Annotated in this window: 16 protein-coding genes and 5 pseudogenes; 12 read left to right on the plus strand and 9 right to left on the minus strand. The window is 69.9% G+C overall.

All coding sequences use genetic code 11. The annotated features are described in order from the left end of the window. Together ACFV7Q_RS26960 and ACFV7Q_RS26965 are read left to right on the plus strand one after the other, a co-directional pair. Positions 1-571 (plus strand): annotated as a pseudogene (locus ACFV7Q_RS26960) (hypothetical protein); the annotation flags it as partial. Between the two features lie 246 nt (positions 572-817). After that, on the plus strand, positions 818-1,105 hold the full coding sequence (locus ACFV7Q_RS26965) for a hypothetical protein (protein ID WP_385432078.1): 288 nt from the start codon (positions 818-820) through the stop codon (positions 1,103-1,105). A 156-nt stretch (positions 1,106-1,261) separates the two neighbouring features. Here the strand turns inward: ACFV7Q_RS26965 and ACFV7Q_RS26970 are convergent, their stop codons facing one another. The 3 genes from ACFV7Q_RS26970 to ACFV7Q_RS26980 are packed head-to-tail and all read right to left on the minus strand — an operon-like array spanning position 1,262 to position 5,790. Further along, positions 1,262-2,233 carry an antibiotic biosynthesis monooxygenase gene (locus ACFV7Q_RS26970; RefSeq protein ID WP_385432079.1) on the minus strand — a complete coding sequence of 324 codons (972 nt, stop codon included), beginning with the start codon at positions 2,231-2,233 and terminating at the stop codon, positions 1,262-1,264. Between the two features lie 3 nt (positions 2,234-2,236). Beyond that, on the minus strand, positions 2,237-4,966 hold the full coding sequence (locus tag ACFV7Q_RS26975; protein WP_385432081.1) for a molybdopterin-dependent oxidoreductase: 2,730 nt from the start codon (positions 4,964-4,966) through the stop codon (positions 2,237-2,239). Beyond that, positions 4,963-5,790 carry an FAD binding domain-containing protein gene (locus tag ACFV7Q_RS26980; protein WP_385432083.1) on the minus strand — a complete coding sequence of 276 codons (828 nt, stop codon included), beginning with the start codon at positions 5,788-5,790 and terminating at the stop codon, positions 4,963-4,965. Before ACFV7Q_RS26980 ends, ACFV7Q_RS26975 begins: the two co-directional genes overlap by 4 nt. Before the next feature lie 367 nt (positions 5,791-6,157). Here ACFV7Q_RS26980 and ACFV7Q_RS26985 point away from each other — a divergent pair, with 367 nt between their 5' ends. Beyond that, a complete protein-coding gene (locus tag ACFV7Q_RS26985) occupies positions 6,158-6,838 on the plus strand; it encodes a TetR/AcrR family transcriptional regulator (protein WP_385432084.1) in 681 nt (226 codons plus the stop codon). Between the two features lie 182 nt (positions 6,839-7,020). Beyond that, positions 7,021-7,530 carry a hypothetical protein gene (locus ACFV7Q_RS26990; RefSeq protein WP_385432086.1) on the plus strand — a complete coding sequence of 170 codons (510 nt, stop codon included), beginning with the start codon at positions 7,021-7,023 and terminating at the stop codon, positions 7,528-7,530. A gap of 469 nt (positions 7,531-7,999) precedes the next feature. Here the strand turns inward: ACFV7Q_RS26990 and ACFV7Q_RS26995 are convergent. Next, a pseudogene (locus ACFV7Q_RS26995) lies at positions 8,000-8,107 on the minus strand (IS5/IS1182 family transposase); the annotation flags it as partial. Between the two features lie 141 nt (positions 8,108-8,248). Between ACFV7Q_RS26995 and ACFV7Q_RS27000 the strand changes: the two are divergent. Next, on the plus strand, positions 8,249-8,572 hold the full coding sequence (locus tag ACFV7Q_RS27000) for a hypothetical protein (protein WP_385432113.1): 324 nt from the start codon (positions 8,249-8,251) through the stop codon (positions 8,570-8,572). Between the two features lie 154 nt (positions 8,573-8,726). Here the strand turns inward: ACFV7Q_RS27000 and ACFV7Q_RS27005 are convergent. Continuing rightward, positions 8,727-8,832 (minus strand): annotated as a pseudogene (locus ACFV7Q_RS27005) (transposase); the annotation flags it as partial. Positions 8,833-9,546: 714 nt separating this feature from the next. On the opposite strand from ACFV7Q_RS27005, the gene ACFV7Q_RS27010 reads away from it, so the two are divergent. Together ACFV7Q_RS27010 and ACFV7Q_RS27015 are read left to right on the plus strand one after the other, a co-directional pair. Beyond that, positions 9,547-9,915, plus strand: coding sequence for a VOC family protein (locus ACFV7Q_RS27010; protein ID WP_385432088.1), 369 nt, complete (start codon positions 9,547-9,549; stop codon positions 9,913-9,915). Between the two features lie 533 nt (positions 9,916-10,448). Next, on the plus strand, positions 10,449-12,266 hold the full coding sequence (locus ACFV7Q_RS27015; RefSeq protein WP_385432110.1) for an amino acid transporter: 1,818 nt from the start codon (positions 10,449-10,451) through the stop codon (positions 12,264-12,266). Positions 12,267-12,466: 200 nt separating this feature from the next. Here ACFV7Q_RS27015 and ACFV7Q_RS27020 read toward each other — a convergent pair. Further along, positions 12,467-13,001, minus strand: a pseudogene (locus ACFV7Q_RS27020) (sensor histidine kinase); the annotation flags it as partial. Between ACFV7Q_RS27020 and ACFV7Q_RS27025 the strand changes: the two are divergent. Continuing rightward, positions 13,001-13,336, plus strand: a pseudogene (locus ACFV7Q_RS27025) (amino acid transporter); the annotation flags it as partial. The pseudogenes ACFV7Q_RS27020 and ACFV7Q_RS27025 sit on opposite strands and share 1 nt — an antisense overlap. Positions 13,337-13,530: 194 nt before the next feature. On the opposite strand, the gene ACFV7Q_RS27030 reads toward ACFV7Q_RS27025, so the two are convergent. Then, entirely contained in the window at positions 13,531-14,229 is a 699-nt protein-coding gene (locus ACFV7Q_RS27030; protein WP_385432090.1) for a peptidoglycan recognition family protein, read from the minus strand. 575 nt (positions 14,230-14,804) lie between these two features. On the opposite strand from ACFV7Q_RS27030, the gene ACFV7Q_RS27035 reads away from it, so the two are divergent. Beyond that, on the plus strand, positions 14,805-15,176 hold the full coding sequence (locus tag ACFV7Q_RS27035; RefSeq protein ID WP_385432092.1) for a hypothetical protein: 372 nt from the start codon (positions 14,805-14,807) through the stop codon (positions 15,174-15,176). Positions 15,177-15,382: 206 nt separating this feature from the next. Here the strand turns inward: ACFV7Q_RS27035 and ACFV7Q_RS27040 are convergent, their stop codons facing one another. After that, positions 15,383-15,745: a hypothetical protein gene (locus ACFV7Q_RS27040; RefSeq protein ID WP_385432093.1), complete on the minus strand. Its 363-nt coding sequence runs from the start codon at positions 15,743-15,745 to the stop codon at positions 15,383-15,385. Between the two features lie 203 nt (positions 15,746-15,948). On the opposite strand from ACFV7Q_RS27040, the gene ACFV7Q_RS27045 reads away from it, so the two are divergent. Both ACFV7Q_RS27045 and ACFV7Q_RS27050 read left to right on the plus strand, forming a co-directional pair. Beyond that, complete coding sequence (locus ACFV7Q_RS27045) at positions 15,949-16,386, plus strand: MscL family protein (RefSeq protein ID WP_385432095.1); 438 nt, start codon at positions 15,949-15,951, stop codon at positions 16,384-16,386. A gap of 230 nt (positions 16,387-16,616) precedes the next feature. Next, positions 16,617-17,165 carry a hypothetical protein gene (locus ACFV7Q_RS27050; RefSeq protein WP_385432096.1) on the plus strand — a complete coding sequence of 183 codons (549 nt, stop codon included), beginning with the start codon at positions 16,617-16,619 and terminating at the stop codon, positions 17,163-17,165. On the opposite strand, the gene ACFV7Q_RS27055 is transcribed toward ACFV7Q_RS27050, so the two are convergent. After that, positions 17,107-18,558, minus strand: a complete 1,452-nt coding sequence (locus tag ACFV7Q_RS27055; protein WP_385432098.1) for a short-chain fatty acyl-CoA regulator family protein — start codon at positions 18,556-18,558, stop codon at positions 17,107-17,109. The two genes, ACFV7Q_RS27050 and ACFV7Q_RS27055, sit on opposite strands and share 59 nt — an antisense overlap. Positions 18,559-18,937: 379 nt before the next feature. Between ACFV7Q_RS27055 and aceA the strand changes: the two genes are divergently transcribed. Further along, positions 18,938-20,227 (plus strand): isocitrate lyase, encoded by a 1,290-nt coding sequence (aceA, locus tag ACFV7Q_RS27060; protein ID WP_385432099.1) that lies wholly within the window; start codon positions 18,938-18,940, stop codon positions 20,225-20,227. Positions 20,228-20,367 lie beyond the last annotated feature (140 nt).

The following is a 20,367-nucleotide window of genomic DNA, read 5'->3' on the forward strand; positions in this document are numbered from 1 at the left end:
CGACCACCAGCAGGGGCTGCATCTGCAACCACTGCTCGACCATGTTGAAGCCGACCGAGGCCAGGAAGGCCAGGGTGAAGGCGGTCAGAGCGCAGCCGACCCGGACCCGCGGCTGCGGCGGCTCGCCCTTTCCGACCCGGAGTCGACGCCCGATCTGGTCGAGGGGTTCAGCCGGGACGATTCGGAAGAGGTGCGGCGGGACGTGGCGGAGGACCCGCGGCTCGCGTCCGCCACAGCAGTACGGCTCCTCGGCGACACGGACGCGAGCGTGCGGGCCGGGGCGGCCCGGAACCCGGCAGTTCCGCCCGACGTGCTGATGCGCCTCCTGACGGACCCCGTGACCGCCCGCGACGCCTCGGGCAACCCGGCCCTGCCCCTCCCCGTCCTACACCGCATGGTCGAACTCCTGGAAAGGGAGGCCGAGCAGTCAAACGACATCCACACCCGGTCGCTGAACCGGTCAGAGCGGCACTCCGGTCCCGCGCCGGTCCGAGCGGAACAGCGGCTGGAGCATGCCGTGCCCGGTCGGCGGGACGAGGGGTCAGTCCTTCAGCCGAAGGATGCCGTGTGACAAGCCGGACGATAGGATGAAAACGGCATCAGGCCTCACGGTATGCGCCGATAGCCATACGGAACGGCGTGGCGTGTGTGGGGCGATGTGCGCACGGCGTAACGGTGCGAGACCTTCCCCCTCGGAGTCCTGTGCGGCCGCTGCCGCGGGTACCGGAGCCGTCACGCCCCACGGGCCGCACCGTCAGCGTCCAAGGCAGGTCGAATGATGAACCGGACACGTCGTCTTGCAGCATCCACGCTCCTGGTGGCCCCTGCGCTCGCGGTGGGCCCCGCCGTTGCCGCGCACGCCTCGACCACGGTCGCGCCCGGGGTCGTGGCCGTCGCGACGTGCAAAGTCGAAGCTGACTCGAGCGGCAAGTACCACCTGTGGGGTGAGGGATTCCCCAGCGGGACGGTGACCTACACCGGATCCGCCTCGGGCACCGTCCCCGTCAAGGCGGGAAGGTTCGACGTCGGCGGTCTCAGCGGGAGCAAGTACGTAGTCAAGGCGGCCGACGGGACCACCGTCAACTGCACCGTGATCAGCCACTGAGGGCCAGCCGTCTGCGTCGCGGTCGCAGCCCCTGCGACTGCCGAAGGACCATGTCAATGTCAAGGACCAGGTCAGAGGCGACGTCCTCTGACCTGGTCCCGCCAGGTTCACCTACATCTTCAGGGATATCAGGTACTTCTTCAGGGATCTCAGGGATCAGGGAAGGGTCCAGATCTGCGTCGTCATGAGGTAGAAGACGGCGGCCCAGAACACCGTGGCCGCGGCGACGATCCCGAGGCCGATGCGGTTGTTCTTCGCCCGCGGCTCGTCCGGGGGCGGTCGTAGCCACCGCTTGAGCAGCGGGTTCACGTAATAGGGCATCGTGAGGAAGGTCATGAGCAAGCTGGAGAGCAGGTTGCCGACCAGCATTCCCAGCCAGAGCGGCATGTGCAGCGGAGACATGGCGAGCGTCAGGAACACGACGGTCGGGTAGAGGCCGACCCAGACGGCGATGGCGGTCTTCGTCTCGGAGGGCGCCGACGCTGCTGTGCCGTTCTCCTCGAAGGCGAACCAACTGCCGAACGAGTTGTCGACCGTGCTCAGCTTGAAGTCGTTGAATTCCTTGCCCTCGGCGAGGACTTCCTGCCGTGCGGCCGAGGTCAGCCAGGCGTCGAGGTGCTGGGCGCTGTCGAAACGGTAAAGCGTCGTCCATTCGTCCTGTAGCCCGTCGATCGGCCGGAACAATTCGGTGCCGCGAAAGCCCTCGAACTTGCTCTCCTCTTCGGTCATGCGACGTTGCCACGCGAGGAAGGCGTCCACGCGGTCCGGTTGGACGCGGTGGGTGATCACCACGGTAACCAGCGGATCCGGGGCTTTGGTGTGGCCGCTGAGGACCCGTTGGGTTCCCGGGCCGTCGAGGTAGGTGTCGCCGACCTCCAGGAGCCGCTGTCGGGTCGCACTGTTGATCCACGCCTGGAGGTGGGGTATCGAGTCGAACCGGTAGACGATGACCCATTCGGGTTGCAGGGACGTCGGTCGGGAGACTTCGACGCCGAGGTATCCGGGGTAGTCGGCTGCGGCGGCGTTGACCTCGTCCTGCCAGGTCTCGTATTCACGCTCCCGGCCGGGCAGGACCCGCTGGCCGATGATGGCCGTCGCCGCGGCGTCTTCGTGCTTGTCGGTGTCCATGGCTCAGGCCTTGGAAACGGGCCGCTTCTCATTGAGCCGGCTGTAGATCCGTTCGGGAGTCAGGGGCAGCGCACGGTAGCGGATGCCCGTGGCGTCGTGGAGCGCGTTCGCCAGTGCGGGCGCCACCGGGTTGATGCTGCACTCCGCCATCCCCTTCGACCGCAGGGGTCCGACCGAGTCCGCCGAGTCCACGAGGAGCACCTCGGTGCGCGGGACGTCGGCGTAGGCGGGGATGCGGTAGTTGCGGAGGTTCGGGTTGACCACGGCCCCGTCCGCGTCGACCTGGAAGTTCTCGGTCAGCGCGAAGCCGATGCCCTGGGCGACGGCGCCCTCCACCTGTCCCCGGACCTGCTGGGGGTTGATGACCACGCCCGCGTCGGTCGCCTGGACGCTGTACAGGATGCGTATCTCTCCCGTCACCCGGTGGACGGCGATCCGGAACCCCTGGGTATTGGAGGTGACGCTGCGGGGCGAGCCGTAGGCCTTGCGGGCCGCGGTGAAGCGGATCCCGCGGGCTCGGGCCAGTGCGACGAGCTCGGCCAGGGACACGCGCCGGTCGCCGCAGGTGACGCCGTCGTCGTCCATGGAGCACATCACGAGGTGGACGCCCGTGTGGGCGGCGGCGAACTCCAGGATGCGGTCACGTACGGCGTTGGACGCCCGCAGCACCGCGTTGCCCGACACGAACAGACCTGCGCTCGCGAAGGCGCCGGTGTCGAATCCGGTGCGGTCGGTGTCGGCCTGCACCAGGCGGATCCGGGACGGCGTGGTGCCCAGTTGGCCGGCCGCGATCTGGACGTGGGCGGTCGAGGTGCCCTCGCCGAACTCGGCGGTGCCGACGGCCACTTCGTAGATGAGGTCGTCGCCGAGCGTGACCCAGGCCTCGGAGATGTGTTCGGTCGGGGGTGCGGTCTCGTGCAGGGAGCTCGCGACGCCGGACCCGATGAGCCACCCCGGGCCCAGGTCCGGCTCCTCCGGCTCCTCCGCCGAACGGGCCATGGCCCTGTCCACCAGGTCGATGCACGTGGCCAGTCCGTCCTCCGTGAAGGTCACGTCGTCCGGGCCGTCGTGCATGGCGATGAGGGGGTCACCCGGCCGCACGATGTTGCGTCGCCGTAGTTCGAGCGGGTCCATGTGCAGGGCGACCGCGAGCTCGTGCATGGCGGACTCCACGGCGAACGCCGGCTGCGTCATCCCGTAGCCCCGTAGCGCCCCGCTCGGCACGGTGTTGGTGTACACCGAGTACGCGTCGTACTGCTTGTTGGGGCAGCGGTAGATCATGACTGCGGCGCCACCGGCGTACAGCGTTTCGCCGCCGTGGTTGCCGTACGCACCCGTGTTCGACACGTTGCGGACCTGGAGGGCCGTGAGCGTTCCGTCCGCCTTGGCGCCCAGCTTGACCGTCAGCGTCATCGGGTGTCGAGGCGAGGCGGTGGTGAACTCCTCCTCGCGGGTGTACTCGAAGCAGACGGGCCGCCCGGTGTCCAAAGTGGCGAGCGCCACCAGGTCCTCCGAGATCACTTCCTGTTTGCCGCCGAAGCCACCGCCCACCCGCTTGCAGAACACGCGAAGCTGGTCGGGGCGCAGCGCGAACAGATAGCTCAGTTTGACCTTCGCGATCGACGGTGACTGCGAACTGGTGCGGACGTTCAGCCGCCCGCCCTCCATCCAGGCGATCGAGCCGTGCGTCTCCAGGTGCGCGTGCTGCACGCGTGGTGAGGAGTACGTGCCTTCGTGGATCACGTCCGCTTCGGCGAATCCCGCGCCCACATCGCCGATGTGCGAGTGCAGTTCGAGCAGGATGTTGCGGACGGGATCACGGACGAAGGGATCCTCCGCGCCGCCGTGTACCGGCGGAGCCCCCTCGGCCATGGCCACCTCGGGGTCGAACACGGCCGGTAGCGGCTCGTACTCGACGACCACCTGCCGGCAGCCCTCCTCTGCCGCGCCGGGGGTGTCGGCCAGCACGGCGACGACGCGCTGGCCCACGAAGCGGACCGTGTCGTCGAGGACGAAGGTGTCGTCAGGATCGACGAGGTGGTCGGTGTGGATGGCCGTGGTGAAGCGCTTGCGCGGCACGTCCTCCCAGGTGTAGACGCGGTGCACGCCGGGAACCGCGAGCGCGGCGGTCTTGTCAATCGAGAGGATACGGGCGTGTGCATGGGGTGAGTGCAGCACTTTGAGGTGCAGCATTCCCTCCATGTGGGTGTCCATCGTGAATTCGGCTCGGCCGGTCACCACGTCGTTGGCGGCGGGTGCGCCGACGCTCGTTCCGACGGCCTTTCCCGGCTTTGCCGTCTCCACGCCGACGCGGCCGTTCACCGCGTCCTCGACGGCCCGGTAGCCGGTGCAGCGGCAGAGGTTGCCCTTCAACGCCCGGGGCAGGTCAGCCTTCTGGTCCTCGGTGAACGCCGCCGAAGTCATGATCATCCCTGCGGTGCAGAAGCCGCACTGGAATCCGGGCGCGTCGCGGAACCGGCGCTGCATCGGGTGCAGGTCTCCGGGTGAGCCGAGGCCCTCGATGGTGGTGACCTCGTGACCGTCGGCGCGAAACGCGGGAGTGATGCAGCTGTGGACCGGGGTGCCGTCCAACCACACCGTGCAGGCCCCGCAGTCGCCGGCGTCGCAGCCCTTCTTGACGCCGAAGTGGCCGAGCGAGCGGAGGAAGGTGCGCAGGCATTGGCCCGGCTCTGCCTGCCGGTTGAAGGCCCTGCCGTTGACGCTGTACGTCATGACGGGTCCCCGTTTGCGAGTTCGTGACGGATCTCTTCGACGAAGTGCTTCGTCAGATGGCGGCGGTGGTCGGGGGTTCCGTTGGGGTCCGCGAACCAGACGTCGCTGGGGATGACGTCGATGCTCTGCTGAAGGCCGGGGGCATCGGGCATGGTGTCGAAGGCCATGCGAACCGGTCGTGTGGTGCCGGCCGTGACGGTGAGCAGCAGGTCGTTCGCTCCCGGTGTCCGCGTTCCGACGATGAAGACGGTCGAGCGGCCGAGGTGGGTGAGCGTGAAACGGCGGTGGGTGGCCCGTTTTCTCAGGGCGTTCGCCGGGATGCGGACCCGCCGCAGGATCTCGCCGGGGGCGAGGACGTTCTGGCCGTCGCCGGTCACGAAATCGAGCGCGTCCACGGTGCGCTCGGACCCGTCAGGGGCCCAGAGTTCGTACGTGGCCTCCAGCGCCACCGTCAGTGTGATCATGGGGCCTGCCGGCAACGACATGCAGATGTTCCCGCCGACGGTCGCGGCGTTCCACACCTTGAACGAGGACAGGAAGGCCTCGCAGCTCGCCCTGAGCAGCGGGCCCGCGGTCCAGTCGTCCGGATGGGCGAAGGCGTGCAGGTCGCGGACGGTGCACGTGGCGCCGATCTCAAGTCCCTCGACGCTCGGGACGAGGGGATCCCAACGCAGAGCCGTCAGATCGACGAGGCGGCGCAGGTGGGGCTGCTCCGTGGAGAACAGCCAGGTTCCACCCGCCAGCCAGGCGTCCCCCTCGCGCCAGTCTGCGGCTGGCTGCTCGGAGGGGTGCCGGACGACTTCGGTGACGGTGGTGAGGTCCACGGGACCTCCCTCAAGACGGACGTCGCGCGACGGAGGGGCGGCCTGGCCATTCCGTTCCAGTCTAGATCGCAGAGGTCTCCAGCGCAGGGCGACCCTTGAGGCGGGGTGGCCGGGCGTCAGCCGCTGCGAGAGCGCCGGAGAACCTCTTTCCACAGGCGGGCACGGGACCCCGCTTCCGCGTCGGGACTCGGCTGGGGGCGGCCTGAACCTCCTCCTCCCAGGCGGTGAGCTCCTCGTCGGTGAGCTCTGAGTAGCCGGCGCGCTCTTCGTAGTGGAGCTGCTGACCGTGCAAACCGCGTTCGGGCGGGCCGAGCCGGTCCCGCCGGCGCGTGTTCCTTCGGCTGGACGGCGGAGTTAACATGCATACATGAATGTACGTAACCCGTCGAGTTCGGACCGTCCGGCCGAGCAGACAGCGACGAGTCGCCCCCGTACCCGTCAGGCCGACCGTCGCGCGCAAAGCCGCAGCGCGTTGCTGGAGTCTGCTGCCCGGGGTCTGTCCAGGGTCGGGTACGGAAATCTCGTGCTGGAGCAGGTGGCAGGCGAGGCCGGGTACACCCGAGGAGCCCTCTACCACCAGTTCAAGGGCAAACAGGAGTTGACCCTGGCCGCCCTCGAATGGGTCCTCGCCACCTGGGAGCAGGAGGTGGGCTGCCTCGTCGACCAGGAGACGGAGCCCGTCGCGGCCCTGCTGGCCATGGCCCGCGGGCACGCCGTCTTCTGCCGGCGCGACGTCGCCCGCATGGCGATCGCACTGCGGCTGGAATTCGCCGGGCAGGACCATCCCGTCGGACACGCGGTGGAGCGGAGCTACGCCGAGCTCGTCACCCACTGCGCCGAACTCATCGACGCCGGACGGGCATCGGGAGCGATCCCGCCCGGCCCACCGACCCGCACGGTCGCGCTCGCCTTCGTCGGCGCGCTCGAAGGAACCGTCGTCGCCCTGGCCGGCTGCACCCCCCACGACGAACTGCTCGCCGAACGCGCCGCCGCAGGGGTGCTCGGAGTCGCGCCCGCTGCCCTTGAACGGACCGAGGAACACCGGTGAGGGTTCCGCAATCCGTACACGCGTCTACACCTTGGCGCATCCATGGGATCGCCCCGGACGTCCGCCTGGAGGACGTCCGATGCTGCCGACACCGGGTGGCCGCGTCGACCCGGGCGGCCGCCAGGCCGGCCTGACGGGCTCAGCACACCGTCCACCAAGAGGAAGCCAACAGAGGGATCCACATGTTGATCGTCCGTCAGCAGCACAGCGTCCCCGAATCGATTCGCGCGCTCAGCCCGATCAGTGACCCCGACTACATCGACTGCTTCACGCTCAGCACGAACGACTCCTCACCCGGGTCACCGGAGCAACGGGCCCGAGCGGCGTTCGAGGAGGTCGCGGGACTCCAAGGCCAGTTCATCTGGCGGGTCCTTCTCGGCCTGCGCCTGAAGTGGCGCGCGGCAGCAAGCCACATCGCCGGATGGGAGATCGCCGACCGCGGTGACGGATGGGTGCGGCTCGAGGCCCACTCCTGGATGCTGACCGGCCACCTCGTCGTCCTCATCGCCGGCCACGAGGTGTCATTGGCGACGGTCATCCGCTACCACCAGCCGATCGCGGCACGCCTCTGGTCACCCCTGTCCGCGGTACACCGCCGACTGGCACCCGACCTGCTGCGCGACGCACACGCAGTCCAGCTGAGACCAGAGTGGAACGCAGCCGCCCCGTCCGCCGACCGAACCGACGTGTGAGGGCGGGCACCTGCTCGGCGAACGTCTCGCGCGGGCAGGAGTACTCCGCGCTGAAGAATCGGCGTACCCGTAGCGCACGACGACGAACGTGTCCGCCGGACGGTGTTCCGTTTCCTGTAGCGCTCCTCGTCGAAGCCCGGTGGCCGCCCGCCGCGTGAGCCCCTGCGCATGCGGGCGGCCCGGCCGTCGGGCTTCTCGCGGGGCCGGCCCGGACCGATCCGCGGGACACAGAGCTTTTCCAGCACCGGTTCGAACTCGGCGCGGTCCGCCCGCTGCCCCGGCGTGACGATCAGGGACAGCGGGCGGCAGCGGCCGTCCGCGCTCAGGTGGATCTTGCTGGGGAAGCCTCCGCGTGAAAGGTCAAGGCCCTCGCCTCCCGCACCACCTCCGCCACGCGGGCGACGAGGCTCTGCCACGGCGTATCGTCCTGGTGTTCTCCCGGCCCAACCCCTTTTGGTGCAAGGGCTGGTGGCTGATCGGAACGGGCGCCGGCGCCATGCTGGTGGACTCGCACGACGGTGGAGTCCACCGAGACGTCCCAGTCGATGTCGGCGGCCGCGTCCGCTTCCGCCCGGACCCGCGGGGCCGGCGGTGTCGCTGTGCCTGCGGGCAGCGGGCAGCGGGCAGCGGGCACCGGCGGCTGCGGGGCTCGGCCGTGGGTCGCGCTCGGCAGGAACACATATGTTCTTCTGGCGGCGTACATGGAAGGCTGGAAGTCATGACCTCAGCAGCCAGACAGAACACTCCCGGGCAGGACCTTTTAGCGAGTCTCTTCTTCCTTGCCCTCGGCGCGGCGATCGTCTTCGTCGGATTCCAGGTCAAGGGTTCGTCTGCCAACTGCGGCGGCGAGACGATGTCGGCGGGCGACACCTGCGTCAGCTACTCAGGCGGCCACCAGACCGGTAGCAAGAACCTGGACGAGCAGAAATCCAGCAATTCGACCACCGCGAACGTGGCGTTCGTCATCGGAGGGCTCGTGATACTCGGTAGCGCCTGGTCAAGCGTCAGGGCCCTCGGGCGCATGAGCGGTTCGGGTCGCTGACCGTCCACTTGCCTCGGCGGTGGATCAATGCGCGCCGGCCGCGTGCTGATGTGCGCGCACGATGGTGGAGGCCACCGGGATGCCCCAGTCGGTCGCACTGGCAGCGTCGGCTGCGGCCTGGACCTGCTGCGACAGACCTTCCCCACGGTGCCGCCGGCAGACCAGAGCCGGTGGCGCTCATAGACGGTCTTCCAGGGCCCGAACCGCTCCGGCAGATCGCGCCCGTGCACCCCAGTGCGCACGCGATGCAGTATCCCGTCGATCACCTGCTGGTGATCACGCCACCGCCCACACCGCCCGCCCCCACGCACGCAGAGCCCGGCCAGGCCCGTAGTCACCCGGCCGGGCTGTGTCACGCCGTCTCGCCCGTACGGGCGCGGACATGAAGTGGGGCTCCGGAAGACGACAGCCCGGAGCCCCACACTCAGCTGACCCGCGCGTCGGGAAAGCTGAACAGCCGACAGAATGCACCCATCCAGCCCCCGGGCCCGGACGGCTCGCCGTGCACAGCCTGCCGGCGTAGGCGTCGTGCACACGGGTCACACCGCAACCTCCGCCGGCCTCGCCCTTTCGCCTGGCTGCGGACGCCCCGCAGCTCGCGAACACGCTCCCGCGCAGCGAGCAGTCGCCTGTGTCGGATTCCGCTCGTCGAAGATCGTTCCATCGGCCGGCGCGGATGGCAGCCGCCCCACTCACCAGTGACGCGCGGGGCAGACCGAGCAGCTCGCGCTCATTTCCCGCCTGAGCCTGCTCCGAGGGCGCGGAGGTGGTCCGGCTCGCCGCCGCCCCGGACCGGGGCTGCGCCATGTGGAAGTGGCTGGTCAGAGCGGTGGCGTTGCTCTGTTTTCGGGGTGGTCGTGCTGGTCGTGGGCGGCAGTCCGGGGTGCAGATCGTCCGGCAGGGCGGGTTCGCCGATGAGTTCTCCGTCTTCGAACGGTCCATCCAGCGACACGACCGTTCGCGAGAGGAGCGCCATGTCCACCATCCAGCCCGTGATCATGACTGCCGACCAGGACGTCCTGCTCGGCTTCTATACGAAATTGTTCGGCGCCGAGGAAACCTTCCGAATCCCGGAGGAAGGCCCGGCCTTCTACCTCGGCTTGCGCATCGGCGACACCGACCTCGGACTGGTGGCCAAGGCGGACCCCGGGGCCGGGGCGGCGCCACGGATCCTGCTCAGCATCGGTGTCGACGACGTCGACGAGACGCTCAGCCGGGTAACGGCGCTGGGCGGCTCGGTCCGCAGCGGCCCCACCGACATGCCGTGGGGACAGCGCGTCGCCCATATCCAAGACCCCGACGGCAATCCGGTGAACCTCACCCAACCGATCCCGACTCACTGACGCTGCGCCCAGGTCAGTGAACAGCGAACGAGCGCAGACGCTCTGGTCGATGCAGCAGCCCGCCGTCCGGCAGGCACTTGCGCTGCGATGAGCACCGCGGCCGTGCGGAGCGGCCTGCCCGCTGCGCACGGTGGTCAGCCGGAGCCACCCTGGCCGCCCGTGAGCGCTCGGCACTGGCGAGGAGGGGATGCCGTCGGGTTTGGGGGAGGCGGGCGAAGCTTCGCGGCCGGTCGCGGCGTGTCGGGGCGCGGGCGGCCGCACTCGTCGGCCGTGCCCGCATACTCGGTGATCGTTGCGTCGGTGTGGCGGTGGGTGACGGCCGCCCGGCCGGGCCGGGTCAGCGGTGTGGTGGAAGGAGCTGAAGGGGCGTGGCGGAGCGGTACGAGCCGGTGTTGCCGGAGGTGGTGGAGAGTCCCGCAGTGCGTGAGGAGCCGACCGGGACGTTCGAGCGGTGGTTGCTGCGGCATCAGGTGCAGCCGGTGGGGCCCGCCGCGGAGGAGGGGCATGCCGTGCCGCACGCCTGGTGGAAGGTGATGTGCCTGACCGGTGTCGACTACTTCTCCAGCCTCGCTTACGTGCCGGCGATCGCCGCGCTGGCCGCCGGTGCCGTCTCCCCGCTGGCGACGCTGCTGATCGTGGTCCTGACCCTGGCGGGCATGCTGCCGATGTACCGGCGCGTCGCCGAGGAGAGCCCGCACGGCGCCGGGTCGGTGGCGATGCTGGAGAAACTGCTCCCGTTCTGGTGGGGCAAGCTGTTCGTCCTGGTCCTGCTCGGCTTCGTGGCCACCTCGTGGATCATCACCATCACCCTGTCCACGGCCGACGCCTCCGTGCACGTGGTGGAGAACCCCTTCTTCCCCGCGGTGCTGCACGGCCACGAGGTCGCTCTGACCATCGGGCTGCTGTTGGTGCTGGGCGGGGTGTTCCTGCTCGGGTTCAGCGAAGCGGTCAGCGTGGCGATTCCCCTCGTCGCGGTGTTCCTGGCGCTCAACGCGGTGATCATCGCCGTCGGGCTGGTCGACGTGTTCACCACCCCGGGCGCCCTGTCGGCGTGGACGGACGCGCTCGTCGGAGACGGGGCCGGCTTCGGCCACCTCCTCGGGCCGGCGCTGCTCGCCTTTCCCCTGCTGGTCCTGGGCCTCTCGGGCTTCGAGACCGGCGTGAGCATGATGCCGCTCGTCGCCGCCGACGGCGCCGACGAGGAGCAGCGGCTGCGTTCGCGGATCCACAACACCCGCCGGTTGCTGACGACCGCCGCGCTCATCATGAGCGTGTACCTGTTGTCGGCCAGCTTCGTGACCACCGTGCTGATCCCACCGCAAGAGTTCCAGCCCGGGGGCGCCGCCAACGGCCGCGCCCTGGCGTGGCTGGCGCACGAGCACGTCGGCGAAGGGTTCGGCACCGTCTACGACATCAGCACGATCCTGATCCTGTGGTTCGCCGGTGCGTCGGCCATGGCCGGGCTGGTCAACATCGTCCCCCGGTACCTGCCCGACTACGGCATGGCTCCGGAGTGGGGGCGCGCCGTGCGGCCCGTGGTGCTGGTGTACACCGCCGTGTGCATCGTCATCACGATCGTGTTCGACGCCGACGTCGACGACCAGGCCGGAGCCTACGCCACCGGCATCCTCGCCATGATGGTCTCCGGTGCCTTCGCGGTGACGCTGTCGGTGGCCCGTACGGGGCGGCGCGCGCCGGCCGTCGGGTTCGGACTGCTCACCGCAGTGCTGCTCTACGCGCTGTTGGCGAACATCATCGACAAGCCCGACGGCATCGCCATCTCGGGGGCGTTCATCGCCGGGATGATCCTGGTGTCGCTGGTGTCCCGGGTCTCGCGCACCACCGAGCTGCGCGCCGACCGCATCGTCTTCGACGAGGCCGCGCGCAGGTTCGTCACCGACAGCATCGCCCACGACCAGGCCCTCAACATCATCGCCAATCGGCGGCAGACCGGCGACACCGTCGAATACAGCGCCAAGGAACACGAGCAGCGCAGCGTGAACCCGGTTCCGGGGCGCGCCGACGTGATGTTCCTGGAGATCGACGTGGTTGACCCCTCCGACTTCAGCGACACCCTCACCGTTCGCGGGGTGGAGGTCGGCCGCCACCGCATCCTGCGCGCCGAGGCCCCCGCGGCGCCCAACGCCATCGCCGCGGTCCTCCTGGCCCTGCGGGACGCGACCGGTGTCCGCCCGCACTGCCACTTCGCGTGGGCGGAGGGGAGTCCGCTGGTCCACATGGTCCGGTACTTCCTCCTCGGCCGGGGTGACACCGCGCCCGTCACCCGGGAGATCATCCGCAGCCATGAGCCCGACCCGGACCAGCGGCCGGGCATCCACGTCGGCGGCTGAAGGGCACCATGGACGTTTCCCCGGCTCCTGCGCGGACGGGCCGGCTGTGGGAGCGCGGGCCGGTGGGTCCTCGTCGGCCGCAACCGTCTCGCGGCCGTGGCCGACCGGTCCGTCGCACGACACCTGGCCCGTCCGGCGACCGGGGTGGGATACCGGGGTCGGGCGGCTCACGGGCTTCGCCGTCCTCCTGTCCGTACGGGTCAGGTCACCGCTGACGTCGGCAGCACTGCCGCCACCGGGGGGCCGTCGCCCGCGATGGGCAGGGCGAGGACCATGGTGAGGCCGCCTCCGGGGGGCCTCCGCGGTCAGCGTGCCGCCGACGGCCTCGGTGAAGCCGCGGGCGACGGCGAGGCCCAGGCCGACGCCGGCGCCCCGCGGGGCGTCCCCGTGCCGCTGGAAGGGTTCGAAGATGCGGTCCTTGGCCCCGTCCGGGACACCCGGTCCGCCGTCCACCACGCGCAGTTCGACCCGGCTGGCCAGGGCACTGGCGGAGACGACGACCGGTCGGCCCGCGGGGCTGTACTTGACGGCGTTCTCGACGATGTTGGCGACGGCGCGCTCCAAGGGGCCCCGGTCGACGGCGACCAGGGGGAGCGTTTCGGGGATGTCGAGCTCGACGCTGGTCTCCGGTACGCCGCCCAGGGCCATCGGGACCACTTCGTCGAGGTCGGTCTCGCGGATGAGGGAGACGACGGTGCCGGTGTTGAGCCGGGACATGGCCAGCAGGTTGCCGAGGTGACGACTTCGTGTGGGTCGAGGTCACGGTTCTGGATCCGTCGGAGTTCGAAGCCGGTCTACGGGTTCGCGGCGAGGTCATGCACGACCGCTACCGGGTCCTCACCCTGGAGTCCTCGCCCATACCCAATGCGCTCGCGGCCCTGCTGCTCCACGTACGGGACGAGACCGGGCAGCGCCCCCACATCAACTTCGAGTGGACCGAGGGCAACGCCCTCGCCAACTTCCTGCGGTTCTTCCTCTTCGGGCAGGGCGAGGTCGCCCCCGTCACCCGCGAGGTCATTCGTGAAGCCGAACCGGACCGCACCCGCCGTCCCCGTGTCCACGCCGGCTGACCCAACCCTTAGGGCAGGCGCCAGGAAACCCGTCGGCGCCCCGCACGAGCGACGCGCCGACGGGATGCTTTCGCCGTGACCGCTCCCTGGCGCCCACCCGACCGACCCGTACGCCGAACGACGGCTCGATCAGCGAGCAGACGGCCGCGCTCACCCTCCGCCTTGCCGGGCAGGAGGCGATGCGGAGGCGACGTTCAACACAGGCGTTTCGCCACCTCGTCGCGCAGCATCGGGAGCATCGCGTAGAGCGTGTCGCCCGGACAGGCGGTGCTGTTGAAGTCTCGGTGCCCGTAGATCTCGGAGGTGGGTAGGTCGTACTGACGGCAGATGTGGGCGCACAGATCGGCGAGGGCGTAGAACTGCGCCTCAGGAGGTTCCTCCGTCATGTAGATGCCCTCGTTCTCGATGCCGATGGCCAGGCTGTTCTGGCCGATGCAGTGAGCGGCCCGCACCATTCGGTTCCCCGCGTTCAGCGCGGTGAGGCTGTGGTGGCGGCCCTCCAGGATGAAAGCGCCCCGGCTGACGGTGAAGTGCTGACCGGTGTCGATCCAGCCCTGAAGGTCCATGTGGTACGACTGCGTGGCGCGGGCCAGCTCGTGGGCCCGTTCCATCGAGTAGTCGGTGACGTTGGCCGTGGCCGTGTGGTGGACGATGATCCGTTCCGGACGCGCGGCAAGGAGCACGACGGATTCGGACGCCGCCCGGGCGCCCCAGCCGGCACAGTCGGTGATCTCCGGCGCGGGGAAGTCGTCGTGACCCCGGGGCGCCCTGAGGCCGGTGGCTGCGCGAGCCGGGGAGACGGCGGCGGTGGGCAGGATGGTGGCGGCTCCGAGCGCGAACGCGGCGGAGACCAGAGCCCGACGGGGGAGCGGGGTGGGCGAGATGGACGTCATTAGCAGCCTGTTCCGTGAGGGAGAGGCATCCATGGAAGGGGGCCGGGGCGCCCGGGGCACGCAGGCGCTCCGTGAGACGGCCTGTGGGCCTTCGATGAGGGGACGGTGGGTCGGCCATACGGTGCGCGCAACCGCCCCTGTCCTTCCCCCGCGCCCGTGCCCCGGCGCTACCCTTCCGCGCCGGCACGCGTGCGTCAGCGGCGTCCGCCCCTGCCCGTCCCGCACCCGGCTCCGGGGGACCGGTTCGGACCCCCAAGTCGCAGACGGCTCGACCCGGGTACGGATCGAGCACTTCGGGGCCTCGGGGGCCAGCCCGAGCCGGTCGGGGCCGCGGCCGCCGGCAGCACCGCATCCAGGCGGTCCCGGCCTCCGGTTACGACCCGGGGGCCGGGAGACCAGCCGAGCCTCCAAGGCGTCCGGTAGCGCCCGAAGCGGGTAACCGCCCAACGCCTGCCCGGCGCCGGGAGTGGGCCTGAATCGGTCTGACTGCGACACGGCAGGACCGCTAGGTTGCTGCACAGCACACCGCCGCAAAGTCTCTTTATCGCGTGGTTCAGCACAGAAGGGGTGCAACCGTGGGACGTGCAAAGACTTCGTTGTGCATCACGGCCGCGGCGTCGGCTGTCGTCTTCCTGGGGGCTGTGACGCCTCCCGCGCACGCCGCAGCCGAGTCGACTGTTCAGACGCAGGCCAGCATGGCGTGCTACCTGTATGTGTCCAGCTTCCGCGGCTACTACAACGTCAGGGAGAACAAGGACCCCCGGGCAGGCCTCATCGTCAGGTACGAAGGCCGCCGGCTGCCGGTGTGGGACAGGTGCGGTTCGGTAGTGGGACGCAAATATCGCTGTGAGCAGGGTGAGCCTCAGGACGACAGCTGGATCGCCGTCAACTACCTCGGCCGAAAGGGCTGGGTAGCGGCCGAGTGCGCCGGAGGCCTCGGCAGCTGATCCTTCCGGACACCGCGTGGCAGGGAGGCGTCGGCCACCGCCCACACCGGCAGAGTTGCTCCGGAAGAGGAGCGGGATGCCACGCGAGGCGTGCCCGCCACAGAATCCTGGCGACGGGGCGTCTGCGAGGGGGCCGGGAGACCGGGCGGTTCCCCGGTCGACGAGAGACGGACGCGGCCGTCACAGGCGGCTCGCGTCGGGCCCGGTCAGGCGAGCTCGACGGTGACGATGCCGTACACGACGAAGGATGCCGCCGCGAGCACCAGCAGTGCGAGTCGAACGGCCGAGAGACGCAGGGCGAGGGTGCGGGAGCGCTCGGTCCTCGCCCGTGAGATCGAAGCTGCCGTCATGGCCAGTGACGAGATCAGTAGGAGGGCCGTCAGGAAGAGGGCCAGGGCCCTGGATGAGGTGGGCTCGGTGGTGGGGCCGTGGTCCTCCGTGATCCCGGGGAGCAGGGTGCCCGCAGCGCACAGCACGCAAGCCGTCAGCAGGGTGGCCAGGAAGTCGACGGAGAGGGTGAGGGCCCAGCCGGCGTGCAGTCGACGGGACGGATGCGATATCTGGTTCACCGGTATGCGTTGCTCTCCGAGTTGGGGATGCGGCGGGCGGGGCATGGTCTGCGGGACGGTGGCCGGCAGCAGTGCCAGAACCGTCGGACGGCCTCGACCCGTGGGCCGCCGTCCGGGTGCTTCCCGCCGTGGCTCACCGTTCCCGAGCCGAGTCCGCGCCTAGCGTGCTGAAGACTCCCGTCTTCGGAAAAGGAAGCAGTAACGTGCTCAAGGGCTTCAAAAACTTCCTCATGCGCGGCGACGTCATCGTGATCGCTGTCGGTCTGGTCACCGCGCTGGCCTTCTCCACTCTGATCAAGGCGTTCACCGATTACATCATCAACCCGATCGTCGCCCGGTTCCAGGGGCGCGACTCCCCCGGACTGGGCTGGCAACTCGGGGAGGAGGGGAACAACGCGACGTACCTCGACATCGGGCAGTTCATTTCGGCGCTGATCTACTTTCTCGTTTTCCTGGCGGTTGTGTACTTCCTGATCGTCGTGCCGTACAAGCACTACCAGGCCCGCCGCGGCGTCACCGTGTTCGGTGAGCCGGGGCCGGTGAAGACTTGCCCAGCCTGTCTGGCCGAGGACATTCCCGAGGCGGCGACCAAGTGCCGGTACTGCACCAGCCAGCAGCCGCCCGCGAGTGCGCACGCCTGACAGGGCCCACGTCGGAACGGCGTCCCGCGGGGCAACCTGAAGGCGGGGCGGCGGCCGGATCCGGGCTGCCACTGCGCTTCGGAGGGTTCGGGTGGGTGTGATGAGGGTGAGGCGGTCAGGTTTCTGACCGTCAACCGCCGATGCGATCAACAGGCGACTCCCCCGTGTGGGGGACCTGATCGTCCGTGCGGCCGACGCACTGTCGTCGTGGGTTCGGCGACGGTGGAGTCATGCCGATCAACCTTGCTCTGGGTGACACCGAGCGTCCGGCTCCGCGTTGGGCGCTTCGGCTCGCGAAGGCCCTTCCGTTCGTCGTCCTGCCGCAATGCCTGTGGCGGCTTCCGTTCGCCTTCGACTTCTCGATGGGAACGGTAGAACCGTTGGCACCGCCCATGCCGTGGTGGGCCCCGGCCTACGTGTTCGGGCTGAGCGTGCTCACCGAGGCACTGGCACTGCTCTGTACCGGCCTGGTCAGCGGGTGGGGCGAGAAGGTCCCGGACTGGGTACCCCTGATCGGGGGCCGGCGGGTCGCGCCGCTCGCCGCGATCATTCCGGCGGCCTTGGGCGGACTGGGACTGGTCGCGATGTGGGACACCATGCCCCTCGCCTGGTTCGGCCTGCTGGGCTTCGAGGAGGTCGCCTTCAGCAACGGCTGGTGGATGGTCCTGGCACGTGTGTGCATCAGCCCAGTGATGCTGTGGGGCCCGATCGTGCTCGCCCTCACCTACGCCTACTACCGACGTCGCCGAGCTGTCCCTCCCGATCGTGTTCGGCGCTGACGGGGTACGGCACGAAGGTGCTGGTGTTCTCGTCCACCGCGAGCGTACGGCCGAGGGGCGGCACCGCGCGCTGCGGGCAGTCGAGGCGTTCGCACAGCCGGCAGCCCATGCCGATGGGGGTGGCGGCGGAGGCGTTGTCGAGGTCGAGTCCGTCGGAGTAGACGAGGCGGGAGGCGTGCCGGACCTCGCAGCCGAGGCCGATGGCGAAGGTCTTGCCGGGCTCGCCCCAGCCGCCGCGGTGCCGGGTGACGGCGCGGGCGGTCCACAGGTACCGCTGCCCGTCGGGCATGGCGGCCACCTGGACGTGGATGCGGCCGGGGGAGGCGAAGGCCTCGTAGACGTTCCACAGCGGGCAGGTGCCGCCCGCGCGGGAGAAGTGGAATCCGGTGGCGGATTGCCGCTTCGACATGTTTCCGGCCCGGTCCACTCGCACGAAGGAGAAGGGAACCCCGCGCAACCTGGGACGTTGGAGGGTGCTCAGGCGGTGGCAGACGGTTTCGTAGCCGAGGCCGAAGTGGTCGGTGAGCCGCTCGATGTCGTAGCGGAACTCCTCGGCGGCCGAGTGGAAGTTCCGGTACGGGAGGACCAGCGCGGCGGCGAAGTAGTTCGCGATGCCGATCCTGGCGAGGGCGTGCGTGGGGGAGCCGGGCTCGAAGTCCTCTGCGGCCAGCCGGTCCAGCTCCTCCCCGTACTCGAGCAGGGCGAGCTGGGTGGCCATCCGGAACGCCTGCTGGCCGGGCCGCAGACGCCCGGACAGGTGCAGGACCCTGGCTCGCCGGTCGAAGCGGTGCAGCTCCGCGGAGCCGGCTGCGAGGCGAATCCCGTGTGCGTCGGCGAGCCGGTTCGAGAGCACCTGGACGACCTCGCCGGGACGGATGCCGATCTCCTGGGCGAGGCCCTCGGCGGCGAGGTCGGTGTCGTGGAGGTAGTTCTGGCGGCGGTAGAAGAACTCGCGGATCTCCTCGTGCGGCGAGCGCGGCGCCCCGGGCCCGCCGTCCCGGGCGTCCCGGCCGTCCGCGGTCTCCGCCAGCCGTTCGGCGAGGTGCTGGCTGCGCCGGCCCAGGTCCAGCAGGACCGAGGCGACGGCGGGCATTCGGGTGGCCAGCTCCGCCAGGTCGGACGGGGACACGCGGGCGGCGGCGACCTCGGTCGCGAGCGCCTCGCGCAGGTCGGCGACGAGTCGGCTGGTGTCCCGCTCGGAGAAGAACCCCGGGTCGACCCCGAACGTCTCGGTCAGCCGCAACAGAACCGGGACGGTGAGCGGGCGCGAGTCGTGCTCCATCTGGTTGAGGTAGCTGGGGGAGATGCCCAGGACCCGGGCCAGCTCGGCCTGGCTCATCCGGCGCTCCTCGCGCAGCCTCCGCAGCCGCGCCCCCGCGTACGTCTTGCCCACCCGAACTCCTCCACCCTCGCTCCGGTTTCAGAGTACGCACGATGTTGCCGATGCCACCCTTCGCAAGCTTGGCACATACGCCGCGGAAGATTCGCAAAGATTGGCAGTCGTCACACATTGATGGCACTGCGTGCCGCTGTCAGAGTCTGTCGTGCGGCCCGCCGGACCCCCGACGGCCGAGCAGGGCAGTCGAGGCACGATCCAAGCCCTGACGTCGGAGATCCCGACAGCCCGAACTCGGCCGTCCCACTGCAAGTTGCTCAGTTCCGCCCCGGTGGAGCCGGCGGCCGCACCCCCATCAAGGCACACGGTGCCCATCCCTCGTCGCGACGGACGAGCACGTTGGCAGATCAAGCGACTCATGGAGACGGTGACGGTCATGGCAGACGCGAAGACGACCACTGCGGCGGTTCAGCACCTGGAACAGCGGTGGGCCACGGACCCCCGCTGGGCGGGCATCGAGCGCACCTACTCGGCCGAGGACGTGGTCCGGCTCTCCGGCAGCATCCGCGAGGAACACACCCTGGCCCGCCGCGGCGCCGAGCGGCTGTGGCGCCAGCTCCACGAGCTCGACTACGTTCACGCCCTCGGCGCGCTGACCGGCGGTCAGGCCGTTCAGCAGGTACGGGCCGGCCTCCAGGCGATCTACCTGTCCGGCTGGCAGGTGGCCGCCGACGCGAACCAGGCCGGTCACACATACCCCGACCAGTCCCTGTACCCGGTCAACTCGGTTCCCCAGGTTGTGCGTCGGATCAACAACGCGCTGCTGCGGGCCGACCAGATCGCCACCGCCGAGGGCGGCACGGACAGGACGGACTGGCTGGCCCCGATCGTCGCCGACGCAGAGGCGGGCTTCGGCGGGCCGCTGAACGCCTTCGAGCTGACCAAGGCGATGATCGCAGCCGGTGCGGCGGGCATCCACTACGAGGACCAGCTCGCCTCGGAGAAGAAGTGCGGCCACCTCGGCGGCAAGGTCCTCGTCCCCACCTCCCAGCACATCCGCACCCTCAACGCGGCCCGCCTCGCCGCCGACATCGCGGACACCCCGACCCTGATCATCGCCCGCACGGACGCCCTCGCCGCGAACCTGCTGACCAGCGACGTAGACGAGCGCGACGCGCATTTCACGACCGGCGAGCGGACGGCGGAGGGCTTCTACCGCGTACAGAACGGCATGGCCCCGGTCATAGCCCGCGGTCTCGCCTACGCCCCGTACGCCGACCTCATCTGGGTCGAGACCGGCACCCCGGACCTCGCCCAGGCCCGCGAGTTCGCCGAGGCCGTCCACGCGCAGCACCCGGACCAGATGCTGGCCTACAACTGCTCGCCGTCCTTCAACTGGAAGGCCGCCCTGGACGACGATCAGATCGCCAAGTTCCAGCGCGAACTCGGTGCCATGGGCTACAGGTTCCAGTTCATCACCCTGGCCGGCTTCCACTCCCTCAACCACGGCATGTTCGACCTCGCCCGCGGCTACGCCGAGCACGGCATGACCGCCTACGTCGACCTCCAGGAACGCGAGTTCGCGGCCCGGGCCCACGGCTTCACCGCCGTGAGGCACCAGCGTGAGGTCGGCACCGGCTACTTCGACCTGGTCTCCACAGCCGTCAACCCCGCCTCATCCACCACCGCGCTCACCGGCTCCACGGAGGAAGAGCAGTTCCACTGAGCCCGTCACGGCGCGTCCACCCCACACGCCGATCGGCCGAACGGGGCCCGGCGACCATGCCCCCCCCCCCCCCCGGCCCCCAACACCCCCCCCGGTACAACCCATGGCCCCCCCGGCCCACCCCCCCCCCCGGGCCGGCA

The organism is Streptomyces sp. NPDC059851, from assembly GCF_042732005.1.
GTDB lineage: Bacteria > Actinomycetota > Actinomycetes > Streptomycetales > Streptomycetaceae > Streptomyces.

Coding starts and splice junctions, on each gene's coding strand:
- ACFV7Q_RS27050 (WP_385432096.1), top strand. CDS start 16,617: ATGCCGATCAACCTTGCTCTGGGTGACACCGAGCGTCCGGCTCCGCGT.
- ACFV7Q_RS27010 (WP_385432088.1), top strand. CDS start 9,547: ATGTCCACCATCCAGCCCGTGATCATGACTGCCGACCAGGACGTCCTG.
- ACFV7Q_RS26990 (WP_385432086.1), top strand. CDS start 7,021: ATGTTGATCGTCCGTCAGCAGCACAGCGTCCCCGAATCGATTCGCGCG.
- ACFV7Q_RS26975 (WP_385432081.1), bottom strand. CDS start 4,966: ATGACGTACAGCGTCAACGGCAGGGCCTTCAACCGGCAGGCAGAGCCG.
- ACFV7Q_RS26970 (WP_385432079.1), bottom strand. CDS start 2,233: ATGGACACCGACAAGCACGAAGACGCCGCGGCGACGGCCATCATCGGC.
- ACFV7Q_RS27030 (WP_385432090.1), bottom strand. CDS start 14,229: ATGACGTCCATCTCGCCCACCCCGCTCCCCCGTCGGGCTCTGGTCTCC.
- aceA (WP_385432099.1), top strand. CDS start 18,938: ATGGCAGACGCGAAGACGACCACTGCGGCGGTTCAGCACCTGGAACAG.
- ACFV7Q_RS26985 (WP_385432084.1), top strand. CDS start 6,158: ATGAATGTACGTAACCCGTCGAGTTCGGACCGTCCGGCCGAGCAGACA.
- ACFV7Q_RS27015 (WP_385432110.1), top strand. CDS start 10,449: ATGTGCCTGACCGGTGTCGACTACTTCTCCAGCCTCGCTTACGTGCCG.
- ACFV7Q_RS27000 (WP_385432113.1), top strand. CDS start 8,249: ATGACCTCAGCAGCCAGACAGAACACTCCCGGGCAGGACCTTTTAGCG.